The organism is Streptomyces sp. NPDC049541, from assembly GCF_044465725.1.
Taxonomy (GTDB): Bacteria; Actinomycetota; Actinomycetes; order Streptomycetales; family Streptomycetaceae; genus Streptomyces.
Map to the genome: position 1 here is coordinate 51,276 of NZ_JBITLY010000018.1, position 13,228 is coordinate 64,503.

Annotated in this window: 11 protein-coding genes; all 11 read left to right on the forward strand. The window is 70.1% G+C overall.

Annotation, left to right across the window (positions count from 1 at the left end; genetic code table 11):
* The first annotated feature begins 6 nt into the window (after positions 1-6).
* Positions 7-1,065: a threonine synthase gene (thrC, locus tag ACIBW9_RS40115; protein ID WP_030928687.1), complete on the forward strand. Its 1,059-nt coding sequence runs from the start codon at positions 7-9 to the stop codon at positions 1,063-1,065.
* A 284-nt stretch (positions 1,066-1,349) separates the two neighbouring features.
* Positions 1,350-2,267, forward strand: coding sequence for a homoserine kinase (gene thrB, locus ACIBW9_RS40120; protein WP_115905887.1), 918 nt, complete (start codon positions 1,350-1,352; stop codon positions 2,265-2,267).
* A 413-nt stretch (positions 2,268-2,680) separates the two neighbouring features.
* Entirely contained in the window at positions 2,681-4,696 is a 2,016-nt protein-coding gene (rho, locus tag ACIBW9_RS40125) for a transcription termination factor Rho (RefSeq protein WP_398963087.1), read from the forward strand.
* A 130-nt stretch (positions 4,697-4,826) separates the two neighbouring features.
* Entirely contained in the window at positions 4,827-6,674 is a 1,848-nt protein-coding gene (locus ACIBW9_RS40130; RefSeq protein WP_398963261.1) for a trypsin-like serine protease, read from the forward strand.
* A gap of 210 nt (positions 6,675-6,884) precedes the next feature.
* Positions 6,885-8,024, forward strand: a complete 1,140-nt coding sequence (locus ACIBW9_RS40135; protein WP_398963090.1) for an LCP family protein — start codon at positions 6,885-6,887, stop codon at positions 8,022-8,024.
* Positions 8,025-8,185: 161 nt separating this feature from the next.
* On the forward strand, positions 8,186-8,410 hold the full coding sequence (gene rpmE / locus ACIBW9_RS40140; protein WP_019753312.1) for a 50S ribosomal protein L31: 225 nt from the start codon (positions 8,186-8,188) through the stop codon (positions 8,408-8,410).
* 106 nt (positions 8,411-8,516) lie between these two features.
* Positions 8,517-9,593 (forward strand): peptide chain release factor 1, encoded by a 1,077-nt coding sequence (gene prfA / locus ACIBW9_RS40145; RefSeq protein WP_344399125.1) that lies wholly within the window; start codon positions 8,517-8,519, stop codon positions 9,591-9,593.
* Positions 9,594-9,632: 39 nt separating this feature from the next.
* Positions 9,633-10,478, forward strand: coding sequence for a peptide chain release factor N(5)-glutamine methyltransferase (prmC, locus tag ACIBW9_RS40150; RefSeq protein ID WP_030928668.1), 846 nt, complete (start codon positions 9,633-9,635; stop codon positions 10,476-10,478).
* A gap of 52 nt (positions 10,479-10,530) precedes the next feature.
* Entirely contained in the window at positions 10,531-11,178 is a 648-nt protein-coding gene (locus ACIBW9_RS40155) for an L-threonylcarbamoyladenylate synthase (RefSeq protein ID WP_398963094.1), read from the forward strand.
* On the forward strand, positions 11,175-11,852 hold the full coding sequence (locus tag ACIBW9_RS40160; RefSeq protein WP_398963097.1) for a protein-tyrosine-phosphatase: 678 nt from the start codon (positions 11,175-11,177) through the stop codon (positions 11,850-11,852). The genes ACIBW9_RS40155 and ACIBW9_RS40160 overlap by 4 nt, the downstream gene beginning before the upstream one ends.
* 122 nt (positions 11,853-11,974) lie before the next feature.
* The gene (gene glyA, locus ACIBW9_RS40165) at positions 11,975-13,213 is read left to right on the forward strand and encodes a serine hydroxymethyltransferase (protein ID WP_398963100.1); all 1,239 of its coding nucleotides are present in this window, start codon (positions 11,975-11,977) and stop codon (positions 13,211-13,213) included.
* Positions 13,214-13,228 lie beyond the last annotated feature (15 nt).

Here is a 13,228-nt window from a genome sequence, read left to right on the forward strand (position 1 = left end):
CCAGCAATGACCCACCAGTGGCGCGGAATCATCGAGGAGTACCGGGACCGGCTGCCCGTCTCCGACACCACGCCGGTCGTGACGCTCCGTGAGGGCGGCACGCCCCTCGTGCCCGCGCAGGTGCTCTCCGAGCGCACGGGCTGCGAGGTCCACCTGAAGGTGGAGGGCGCGAACCCCACCGGGTCCTTCAAGGACCGCGGCATGACCATGGCCATCACGCGGGCCAAGGAGGAGGGCGCGAAGGCCGTGATCTGCGCCTCCACCGGAAACACGTCCGCGTCCGCGGCCGCGTACGCCGTGCGCGCCGGCATGGTTTCGGCCGTTCTCGTCCCGCAGGGCAAGATCGCCCTCGGCAAGATGGGACAGGCGCTGGTGCACGGCGCCAAGATCCTCCAGGTCGACGGCAACTTCGACGACTGCCTCACCCTGGCCCGAGCGCTGAGCGACAACTACCCCGTGGCGCTGGTGAATTCGGTCAACCCGGTGCGCATCGAGGGGCAGAAGACGGCCTCCTTCGAGATCGTCGACATGCTGGGCGACGCCCCGGACATCCACGTCCTCCCGGTCGGCAACGCGGGCAACATCACCGCGTACTGGAAGGGCTACAAGGAGTACGCCGCCGACGGCGTCGCCACCCACACCCCCCGCATGTGGGGCTTCCAGGCCTCCGGCTCCGCCCCGATCGTGCGCGGCGAGATCGTCAAGGACCCCTCGACCATCGCCACCGCGATCCGCATCGGCAACCCCGCCTCCTGGCAGTACGCCCTGGCCGCGCGGGACGAGTCCGGCGGGTTCATCGACGAGGTGACGGACCGTGAGATCCTACGCGCCTACCGGCTGTTGGCCGCGCAGGAGGGCGTCTTCGTGGAGCCGGCGTCCGCCGCGTCCGTCGCCGGACTGCTGAAGGCCGCCGAGCAGGGCAAGGTCGACCCGGGCCAGAAGATCGTGTGCACGGTCACCGGAAACGGCCTGAAGGACCCCGACTGGGCCGTCGCCGGCGCCCCGCAGCCGGTCACCGTCCCGGTCGACGCGGTGACGGCGGCCGAGCGCCTCGGTCTGGCCTGACGTACGGCCTGACGGACGGCCTGAAGTCCTGCCGGACGGGGAACTCCCTCCGAGGGGTGCACAGGGGGCTTACGGCACGCATCGTGCGCCTCCTGTGCGCCCTATGTCGCCACAGAAGCATCCTTCGATAGGCTGTACCGAACCCGCCCGCCGCATATGCCTCCGCCCATGGAGCGTCTGGACGGTGCCGCGCCGTCTCCGCGGCCTGAGGGTCTCCCCGTACGTAGCCGATGTCGTATCGAATGTTTTCGACCATCACGCAGCTCAAGGAGAGTCATCGAGAGATGGCCGGTCCCGCCTTCCGCGCCGCCGCCGTAAGGGTGCGCGTCCCCGCCACCAGCGCCAACCTCGGCCCGGGCTTCGACGCCCTCGGTCTGTCGCTGGGGCTCTACGACGACGTCGTCGTCAGGGTGGCCGACTCCGGGCTGCACATCGACATCGCGGGCGAGGGCAGCGAAACGCTGCCGCGTGACGAGAAACACCTTCTCGTACGCTCCCTGCGCACCGCCTTCGACCTGCTCGGCGGGCAGCCGCGCGGCCTCGAGATCGTCTGCGCCAACCGCATCCCGCACGGCCGTGGCCTGGGATCCTCCTCGGCCGCCATCTGCGCCGGCATCGTCGCCGCGCGCGCCGTGACCATAGGCGGGGAGTCGAAGCTCGACGACACGGCCCTGCTCGAGCTCGCGACCGAGATCGAGGGTCACCCCGACAACGTGGCGGCCTGTCTGCTCGGTGGCTTCACTCTCTCCTGGATGGAGGCGGGCGCCGCCCGCGCGATCAGGATGGACGCCGCCGATTCCATCGTTCCGGTGGTTTTCGTGCCCGGAAAGCCGGTTCTCACCGAGACCGCGCGCGGCCTGCTCCCGCGCACCGTGCCGCACGTCGACGCCGCCACCAACGCGGGCCGTGCCGCCCTGCTCGTCGAGGCCCTGACCAGGCGCCCCGAGCTGCTGCTGCCGGCCACCGAGGACCGCCTCCACCAGGAGTACCGCGCGCCCGCCATGCCGGAGAGCGCCGCGCTGGTGGAGCGGCTGCGGGCCGACGGGGTCCCGGCGGTCATCTCGGGTGCCGGACCCACCGTGCTGGCGCTGGCCGACGCCGACAGCGCCGACAAGGTCGCCCATCTGGCAGGCGAAGGGTGGGCCGCGAACCGGCTCGAACTCGACGCCCAGGGAGCGAGCGTGCTGCCGCTTGCGTCCTGACACACGGTTGCCGGATTTCGAGAGGGGGAATGTTTGTTGGATCCGGTAGTGTTAATCTCAAGTCTGCACCCGACCCCACCATGGCGAGGTGCTTCGTGTCCCCGTCCGGGACAGACATTCTTCCGGGAGCCTCCCAAGCCGCACTGTGTTCCGTACGACGTACGTGGGCAGTACCTCGTACGCGGGCACTGAGCGACTTGCCGGGCACGCTCCGGAATCGGTGCGACCAAGCCACGTGACACCGACACTCGGTGCCACGGCCACGGCTTTGGGAAGCGCCATCCCAGATATTGCCTCCGCCACCTTTGGCGGACCACCGCCCCGGCACGGTCCACACAGCAAGGACCGAAGCCGGAAGCACAACCGGTCGCCGAGCCAGACAGGCCGACGTCCGCTCCAGGGAAGGACCCTTCGTGAGCGACACCACCGATCTGATGGGCGCACGTGTCGAGGAGACCGCTGCCGCGCCCGCCACGGACGCCTCCGCGCCTGCCACCGGTGCAGGCTCCCGGCGGCGCCGCGGTACCGGCCTCGAGGGCATGGTGCTGGCCGAGCTGCAGCAGGTCGCATCCGGCCTGGGCATCAGGGGCACCGCGCGCATGCGCAAGAGCCAGCTGATCGAGGTCATCAAGGAGGCGCAGGCGGGCGGCGGTGCCGCCCCGGCGAAGGCTGCGTCTTCCGCCGCGGACGCCGCCGAGACCAAGCCCAAGCGCCGCGCCACCTCCAAGGCTCGTACGGGCGAGGACGCCGCTCCCGCCGCCGAGAAGAAGGCGGCCGCCCCGGCCGAGAAGGCCGTGGCCCAGCAGCAGATCGAGATCCCCGGCCAGCCGGCCAGCGAGGACGCCCCCGCCGAGCGCCGTCGTCGTCGCGCCACCGCCGAGGCGGGCAGCCCCGAGACGGTCGCCGCCGAGGCGAAGAGCGAGCCGAAGGCCGAGACGCCCGCCCCGCAGGCGCAGGGCGACGCCGGTGACGGCGAGGGCCGCCAGGGCCGGCGTGACCGCCGGGACCGCGACCGCGGCGGCCGTGACCGCGGTGGCCGCGGCAACAAGGGCGACGAGCAGCAGGGCGGCCAGGGCGGCGGCCAGCAGCGCCAGGACCGCCAGGACCGGGGGGACCGCCAGCAGGGCGGTGCCCGCCAGGACCGCCAGCAGCGCGACAACGGCCCGCGGGCCGATGAGGACGGGGACGACTTCGAGGGCGGCCGTCGCGGCCGTCGGGGCCGTTACCGGGACCGCCGTGGCCGCCGTGGCCGTGACGAGATGGGCAGCGAGCCGCAGATCGGCGAGGACGACGTCCTGATCCCGGTCGCGGGCATCCTCGACATCCTGGACAACTACGCCTTCATCCGTACGTCGGGCTACCTGCCGGGCCCCAACGACGTGTACGTCTCCCTCGCCCAGGTCCGCAAGAACGGCCTGCGCAAGGGTGACCACGTCACCGGCGCGGTCCGGCAGCCCAAGGAAGGCGAGCGGCGCGAGAAGTTCAACGCGCTGGTGCGTCTGGACTCCGTCAACGGCATGGCGCCCGAACACGGCCGCGGCCGCCCGGAGTTCAACAAGCTCACCCCGCTCTACCCGCAGGACCGCCTCCGCCTGGAGACGGACCCGGGCGTGCTCACCACCCGGATCATCGACCTCGTGTCGCCGATCGGTAAGGGCCAGCGCGGTCTGATCGTGGCCCCGCCGAAGACCGGCAAGACCATGATCATGCAGGCGATCGCCAATGCGATCACGCACAACAACCCCGAGTGCCACCTGATGGTCGTCCTGGTCGACGAGCGTCCGGAAGAGGTCACCGACATGCAGCGGTCGGTCAAGGGCGAGGTCATCTCCTCGACCTTCGACCGTCCGGCCGAGGACCACACCACGGTCGCCGAGCTCGCCATCGAGCGCGCCAAGCGCCTGGTGGAGCTGGGCCACGACGTGGTCGTGCTGCTCGACTCGATCACCCGTCTGGGCCGTGCGTACAACCTGGCCGCGCCCGCCTCCGGCCGCATCCTGTCCGGTGGTGTCGACTCGACCGCGCTGTACCCGCCGAAGCGCTTCTTCGGTGCGGCGCGCAACATCGAGGACGGTGGCTCGCTCACCATCCTGGCGACCGCTCTCGTCGACACCGGGTCCCGTATGGACGAGGTGATCTTCGAGGAGTTCAAGGGCACCGGCAACATGGAGCTGAAGCTCGACCGGAAGCTCGCGGACAAGCGGATCTTCCCGGCGGTGGACGTCGACGCGTCCGGTACCCGTAAGGAAGAGATCCTGCTCGGCAACGAGGAGCTGGCGGTCGTCTGGAAGCTGCGTCGCGTGCTGCACGCGCTCGACCAGCAGCAGGCGATCGAGCTGCTGCTCGACAAGATGAAGCAGACGAAGTCGAACGTCGAGTTCCTGATGCAGATTCAGAAGACGACGCCCACCCCCGGCAACGGCGACTGAGACACCGCCCTCCGGCACCTTGCAAAAGGCCGTTCATCGTCACATCAGTGACGATGAACGGCCTTTTGGCGCTGAATGGGATGGGGCGCACCAGGCGCCCCATCCATCACTTGTCTCACTGGGGGACTTGTTGTCCACATCCCTGTCCGGCAGTGGCCGTCACAGACGCCGGATACGCCTTGCCCTGCCGGTCGCCGCGACCGGCCTCGTCGCGGCCGTCGCCGCCGCGCTGCTGACCTCGTCCGCGAACGCCGCGCCGTCCGCGACACCTCATGTGAAGCCGGCCATGACCTCGCCGTCGCAGTCCGAGCTGGAGCGGCGCGTCTCCGGGGCCCTCGCCACCGACGCCGCCATGGGCAGGAAGACGACGAAGTCGTCGAAGACCACCAGCGGCGCCACCGGCGGCAGCACGAGCACCGGCACCGGCGGCTCCACCATCAGCCCGATGGTCATCGGCGGCACGGACACCGCCATCACCTCGGCGCCGTTCATGGCGCAGCTCTGGTACGACGACGACAAGGGCACCACCGACACGAGCGACGACGTCAGCTTCTTCTGCGGCGGTACCGTCGTCTCGCCGACGAAGATCCTCACCGCCGCGCACTGCGTCAAGGGCTTCAACTGGCACGCGTACGGCGCGGTCGTCACCGGCACGAACCAGTTGCCGACCACCAACAGCGACGGCAGCACCGACCTGCACGGCGGCACGGTCGCCGGCGTCTGGCGGCAGTGGAACCACCCGTCGTACGCCGCGACGACCAACGGCGCCCCCGACGACGACATCGCCGTGCTCACGCTGCCGAACCCCGTCAAGGCGACGCCGGTCCGCATGACGACGTCCACCGACACCGCCTCGTACGCGGGCGGCACCGTCGCCACGCTCTACGGCTGGGGCCGTACCAGCTCCACCAGCAACGACATCGCGCAGACCCTGCAGTCGGCGCAGCTGACCATCCACGCCGACAGCACCTGCACCACCGCCTACGGCTCGGACTACGTCGCGGGCCACATGGTGTGCGCCGGCACGCAGAGCGGCAGCGACAGCGGCACCAAGGCGTCCTGCAACGGTGACTCCGGTGGCCCCCTGATCGTCAACAACCGGATCGTGGGCGTCGTCTCCTGGGGTGTCGAGAACTGCGTGGCGAAGGGCGACTACAGCGTCTTCACCAAGGTCCGCAGCTACGTCGGCGCCGCCTACCCGCGCATCGACGACACCAACCTGAACGGCGACTCCAAGGCCGACCTGTTCCTGCGCAACTCCTCCACCAAGACCGGTTACGAGCTGGACTCCAAGGGCACCTCGCTGGCCTCCCGGATCTCCTGGGGCTCCTTCAGCGGCTACAACGTGATCCTGCAGACCGACCTCAACCGGGACGGCTACCAGGACTTCGTCCTGCGCAGCTCCACCGGCGCGGTCTACTGGGAGCACTACGTGCCCGCCAGCAGCTCCTGGACCAGGACGCAGATCTTCAGCAACTGGTCCACCCGCACCCGTGTCGTCGCCCCCGGTGACGTCACCGGCGACTACAAGCCCGACCTGCTCTCCGTCGACTCCGGCGGCACCCTGTGGATCTACCCGGGCAAGGGCGACGGCACCTTCGGTACGCCGGTGAAGGTCGGCACCGGCTGGAACCAGTACACCGCCCTGCTCGGCCACGGCGACTTCAACGGCGACGGCAAGGCCGACCTGATCGCGCGTCAGAAGAGCACCGGCTACATCTACCTGTACCGCGGCACCGGTACGGCCGGTTCCGGGGCGTTCTCCAGCCGGATCAACGTCCGCACCTGGAGCACCACCACGTACAACACCCTCGACGCCGTGGGGGATGTGACCGGGGACGGCAAGGCCGACTTCCTGGCCCGCACGCCCGGCGGCACGCTGTACCTCTACCCGGGCACCGGCCAGGCGTCGAGTGGGATCTTTGCCACAAGGATCTCGCTCGGTACCGGTTTCCAGCAGTACGACATCCTCGGCTGAAACCGCAGGTGAGCGGGTTACGCCCGAACCTCCCCGTGACGCTCTGTGTCCGGCCTTCCACGGGTCGGGCACAGAGCGTTGTGCAACCCTTTCCCGAGTTCCTCCGTCTGACCCGACGGAGTGACGATGGTGCGGTACGACGCGTATCCGTGACCGACGGGCCTGTCCCTGAAAGCAGGGGGTAACCGACCGGACGAGAACGAGGAGCACATGTCCGCCGAGAGCACGCCGGAACCCGGCATACCGGGAGAGTCCGGCATCAACGGCACGCGCGGCCGAGCCAAGGGCCGTCGCCGCAAGCCCCGCAGCACGCGCCGCAGAGGCCTGCTGATCGCGGTGTGGACCGCCGCGGGCATCGTCGTGCTGGGCGGCACCGGAGCCGGTTACCTCTACTTCAAGCTCAACGGCAACATCAAGAGCGTCGACATCGACTCGGCCCTGGGCACGCACCGGCCGACGAAGGTCGACAACGGTTCCGAGAACATCCTGGTCCTCGGCTCGGACAGCCGCTCGGGCAGCAACAAGAAGCTCGGCGGCGGCACCGACGACGGCAGCGCCCGCTCCGACACGGCGATGATCGTGCACGTCTACAAGGGCCACAAGAAGGCCGGCGTGGTCTCCATGCCCCGCGACACCCTCATCGACCGCCCCGAGTGCACCGACACGAACGGCAAGACACATCCCGCCGAGAACGGCGTCATGTTCAACACCGCGTACTCCACCGGGGGCGCCGCCTGCGCCGTGAAGACCGTGGAGTCGATCACCGGGCTGCGCATGGACCACTACCTCGAGGTCGACTTCAGCGGCTTCGAGAAGCTCATCGACGAGCTCGGCGGCGTCCCGGTCACCACCACCAAGAACATCAAGGACGCGCAGAGCCATCTCGACCTCAAGGCCGGCACGCACACGCTCGACGGCGAGCAGGCCCTCGGCCTGGTCCGCACCCGGCACGGCGTCGGCGACGGCTCCGACCTCGGCCGCATCCAGCTCCAGCAGGCCTTCATCAAGGCCCTGGTCGAGCAGGTCAAGCACGTCGGCGTCTTCACCAGCCCGAAGAAGCTCTACGACCTCGCCGACACCGCCACCAAGGCCGTGACGACCGACTCCGACCTGGGTTCGGTCAACTCCCTCATGGGCTTCGCCAACGGCCTGAAGAGCATCAGCTCCAGCAACATGCACATGATCACGATGCCGGTCCAGTACGACCCGTCGGACCCGAACCGCGTGATAGTGGAGAAGGCGAAAGCCGAGCAGGTCTGGACGGCTCTCAAGAACGACCAGCAGATCCCGAAGTCGGCCACGCAAGGTACGGCCACGGGCGAAGCCAAGGGCGTGGTCACCGCCGGCTGAAGGGGGTGCGAGCAACCCCCACCGGCCCGCAGGGAATAGATCACCCGAACCCCCGGTTTGGGGGGATGGCCCCAGTCCTGGCAGACTGGTACGTCGGCCCCGGTTCACGCGCCCGCATCCCGCGGAAGCGACCCGGTGCCCTCCCGAAACTAGGAGACACCTTGAAGCGCGACATCCACCCCGAGTACGTCGAGACGCAGGTCAGCTGCACCTGTGGCGCGTCGTTCACCACCCGCAGCACGATCTCCAGCGGCACCATCCGCGCCGAGGTCTGCTCCGAGTGCCACCCGTTCTACACGGGCAAGCAGAAGATCCTCGACACCGGTGGCCGTGTGGCCCGCTTCGAGGCCCGCTTCGGCAAGGCTGCTGCCGGCTCCAAGAAGTAGCTGGCTCCCATCCGCCGGTCCACGGCCGCGCCCTTCACAGGCGTGCCGGGACCGGCGTTTTTGGTCGCCCGCCTTCCCCTTTTTCCACGCAGTACAGGAGCCCAAGATGTTCGAGGCCGTCGAGGAACTCGTCGGTGAGCACGCCGACCTGGAGAAGAAGCTCGCCGACCCGTCGGTCCACGCCGACCAGGCCAACGCGCGCAAGCTGAACAAGCGCTACGCCGAGCTCACCCCGATCGTCGCCACGTACCGCTCCTGGAAGCAGACCGGCGACGACATCGAGACGGCGAAGGAATTCGCCGCCGACGACCCCGACTTCGCGGCCGAGGTCAAGGAGCTGGAGAAGCAGCGCGAGGAACTGACCGAGAAGCTGCGCCTGCTGCTCGTGCCCCGGGACCCGTCCGACGACAAGGACGTGATCCTCGAGATCAAGGCCGGCGCCGGCGGCGACGAGTCCGCGCTCTTCGCCGGTGACCTGCTGCGCATGTACCTCCGGTACGCCGAGCGCGTCGGCTGGAAGACCGAGATCATCGACGCCACCGAGTCCGAGCTGGGCGGCTACAAGGACGTCCAGGTCGCCGTGAAGACCAAGGGCGGCCAGGGCGCCACCGAGCCCGGCCAGGGCGTCTGGGCCCGGCTGAAGTACGAGGGCGGCGTGCACCGCGTGCAGCGCGTGCCGGCCACCGAGTCCCAGGGCCGTATCCACACCTCCGCGGCCGGTGTGCTCGTCACGCCCGAGGCGGAGGAGGTCGACGTCGAGATCAACCCGAACGACCTCCGCATCGACGTCTACCGCTCCTCCGGACCCGGCGGCCAGTCGGTCAACACCACCGACTCCGCGGTGCGCATCACGCACATTCCCACCGGAGTCGTCGCCTCCTGCCAGAACGAGAAGAGCCAGCTGCAGAACAAGGAGCAGGCGATGCGTATCCTGCGCTCCAGGCTGCTCGCAGCGGCGCAGGAGGAGGCGGAGAGGGAAGCCGCCGACGCCCGCCGCAGCCAGGTCCGCACCGTCGACCGCTCCGAGAAGATCCGCACGTACAACTTCCCGGAGAATCGCATCTCGGACCACCGCGTCGGCTTCAAGGCCTACAACCTGGACCAGGTCCTGGACGGCGACCTCGACGCGGTGATCCAGGCCTGCGTCGACGCGGACTCGGCGGCCAAGCTGGCGGCCGCCTAAACGCACCTGCGCACGACCCAGTACGACACGGAGGAATGCGTGAACCTGCTGCTCGCAGAGGTGGCACAGGCCACCCAGCGGCTGGCCGACGCCGGCGTGCCCTCGCCGCGCACCGACGCGGAGGAGCTCGCCGCGTTCGTGCACGGCGTGAAGCGCAGCCAACTGCACTCCGTGAAGGACTCGGACTTCGACGCCCGCTACTGGGAGGTCATCGCCCGGCGCGAACAGCGCGAGCCGCTGCAGCACATCACCGGGCGTGCCTACTTCCGCTACCTCGAACTCCAGGTGGGGCCGGGCGTGTTCGTGCCGCGGCCCGAGACCGAGTCCGTGGTCGGGTGGGCCATAGACGCCGTACGTGCCATGGATGTCGTGGAGCCCTGCATCGTCGACCTGTGCACCGGCTCCGGCGCCATCGCGCTCGCGCTCGCCCAGGAGGTGCCGCGCTCGCGGGTGCACGCCGTGGAGCTGTCCGAGGAAGCGCTCCAGTGGACCCGCAAGAACGTCGAGGGCTCACGCGTCGACCTGCGCCAGGGCAACGCCCTCGACGCCTTCCCGGACCTCGACGGCCAGGTCGACCTGGTCATCTCCAACCCGCCGTACATCCCGCTGACCGAATGGGAGTACGTCGCTCCCGAGGCGCGGGACTACGATCCCGAACTCGCCCTGTTCTCGGGGGAGGACGGCCTCGATCTCATCCGCGGTCTGGAACGGACCGCACACCGGCTGCTGCGCCCGGGCGGTGTCGTCGTCATCGAGCACGCCGACACCCAGGGCGGCCAGGTGCCGTGGATCTTCACGGAGGAGCGGGGCTGGGCCGACGCGGCCGACCACCCGGACCTCAACAACCGCCCCCGGTTCGCGACGGCCCGCAAGGCGCTGCCGTGAGCACCGCCCCGACATCGATCCCGCATCACGTGTACGAGGAGGCCCGCTAGACATGGCTCGGCGATACGACACCAACGACGCGACGGACCGCACGACCGGTCTGCGCGAAGCCGCGTCCGCCGTCCGCCGTGGCGAGCTCGTGGTCCTCCCGACCGACACGGTGTACGGCATCGGCGCCGACGCGTTCTCCTCGGAGGCGGTCGCCGACCTGCTGGAGGCCAAGGGCCGGGGCCGCAACATGCCCACCCCCGTGCTCATCGGGTCCCCGAACACGCTCCACGGTCTCGTCACCGACTTCTCCGAGTCGGCCTGGGAGCTCGTCGACGCCTTCTGGCCCGGCGCGCTCACCCTGGTCGCCAAGCACCAGCCGTCCCTGCAGTGGGACCTGGGGGACACCCGGGGCACGGTCGCCATCCGGATGCCGCTGCACCCGGTCGCCATCGAGCTGCTGACCGAGGTCGGCCCCATGGCCGTGTCCTCGGCGAACCTGACCGGGCACCCCGCCCCCGAGGACTGCGACGCCGCGCAGGAGATGCTCGGCGACTCGGTCTCCGTGTACCTCGACGGCGGCCCCACCCCCGCCAACGTCCCGTCCTCCATCGTGGACGTCACCGGCTCGGTGCCGGTGCTGCTGCGCGAGGGCGCGATCTCGCCGGACGAGCTGCGGAAGGTCGTACCCGACCTCGAGGTGGCGAATTGACGGCCCCTGACGCGGGGCGTGGCATAGGCAACGGGGAAGAGACGGGGAACCTGTTCGAACAGGGCGTCCCCATGACCACCTTCCGCATCCTCCACGTCAGCACCGGCAATGTGTGCCGCTCGCCGATCACCGAGCGGCTGACCCGCCATGCCCTGGCGGACCGGCTCGGCGACCCCCTGTGGGGCGGGCTGATCGTGGAGAGCGCGGGCACCTGGGGCCACGAGGGTGCGCCCATGGAGGCCAACGCCGAGGCGGTCCTCGCGGACTTCGGCGCGGACGCCTCCGGCTTCACGGGCCGCGAACTCCTCGACGAGCACGTCATCATGGCCGACCTCGTCCTGACGGCGACCCGCGACCACCGCGCCCAGGTCATCTCCATGGGCCACTCGGCGGGCCTGCGCACCTTCACCCTGAAGGAGTTCACCCGCCTGGTGCGGGCGATAGACCCCGCGACGCTGCCGCCCCTGGAGGACGGCGTGGTGGCACGCGCGCGTGCGCTGGTGCGGGCTGCGGCGGCTCTACGCGGGTGGCTCCTGGCCCCGACCGCGGAGGCGGACGAGGTGTACGACCCGTACGGCGCGCCGCTGACCTTCTTCCGGTCCATCGGTGAGGAGATACACCAGGCGCTGGATCCGGTGGTGACGGCGCTGACGGGGGTGCCCGCACGGGCTTGACGCCGGACGCGTCGCGTCACAGCGCTCACCGGGGTACCCCGCGAAGGCGTAACAGTCGAGCAGCTCACCGGTACCGGGCCTACATTGGTCGTACGTCACCGTCGACGCTCCCGGAGCCCATCATGCCGGTCACTCATACCCTCGAGGCCGATGTCCTGCGCCGGCAGGACCCCGAGCTGGCCGAGATCCTGCTCGGGGAGCGTGACCGGCAGTCGACGACGCTGCAGCTCATCGCCGCCGAGAACTTCTCCTCGCCCGCGGTGCTGGCCGCGCTCGGCTCGCCGTTGGCCAACAAGTACGCCGAGGGGTACCCGGGCGCCCGCCACCACGGCGGCTGCGAGATCGTCGACGTCGCCGAGCGCCTCGCCGTGGACCGCGCAAAGGCCCTCTTCGGCGCCGAGCACGCCAACGTGCAGTCCCACTCCGGCTCTTCGGCCGTCCTCGCCGCGTACGCGGCCCTGCTGCGGCCCGGCGACACCGTCCTCGCCCTCGGCCTCCCGTACGGAGGCCACCTCACCCACGGCTCGCCCGCCAACTTCTCCGGCCGCTGGTTCGACTTCGTCGGCTACGGCGTCGACGCGGAGACCGGACTCATCGACTACGACCAGGTGCGCACCCTCGCCCGTACGCACCGCCCCAAGGCGATCGTGTGCGGCTCCATCGCCTACCCCCGGCACATCGACTACGCCGCCTTCCGCGAGGTCGCCGACGAGGTCGGGGCGTATCTCATCGCCGACGCCGCCCATCCCATCGGGCTTGTCGCCGGGGGCGCGGCGCCCAGCCCCGTGCCGTACGCCGATGTGGTCTGCGCGACCACCCACAAGGTGCTGCGCGGGCCGCGCGGCGGGATGATCCTGTGCGGGAGCGAGCTGGCGGAACGGGTCGACCGGGCCGTCTTCCCCTTCACCCAGGGCGGCGCGCAGATGCACACCATCGCCGCCAAGGCCGTCGCCTTCGGCGAGGCGGCAACCCCGGCGTTCAGGTCGTACGCCCATCAGGTGGTCGCCAACGCCCGGGCGCTGGCGGCTCGGCTGGCCGCCGAGGGCCTGGTGGTCACCACCGGCGGTACGGACACCCATCTGATCACCACCGACCCGGCGCCCCTCGGAGTCGACGGACGCACCGCGCGCGGACGTCTCACCGCGGCCGGAATGGTCCTGGACTGCTGTGCGCTGCCGCACGGGGACGCCCGTGGCCTCAGGCTCGGCACGGCGGCCGTGACCACACAGGGGATGGGAGAGGAGGAAATGGTTTCGATCGCCGCCCTGATGGCGGATGTGCTGCGGGGCGGGACCGAGAGCCAGAAGGCGCGTGATCAGGTGCGCGAGCTCACCGGTAGATTTCAGCCGTACACCGGCTGAGCGGGGGTAGACGCA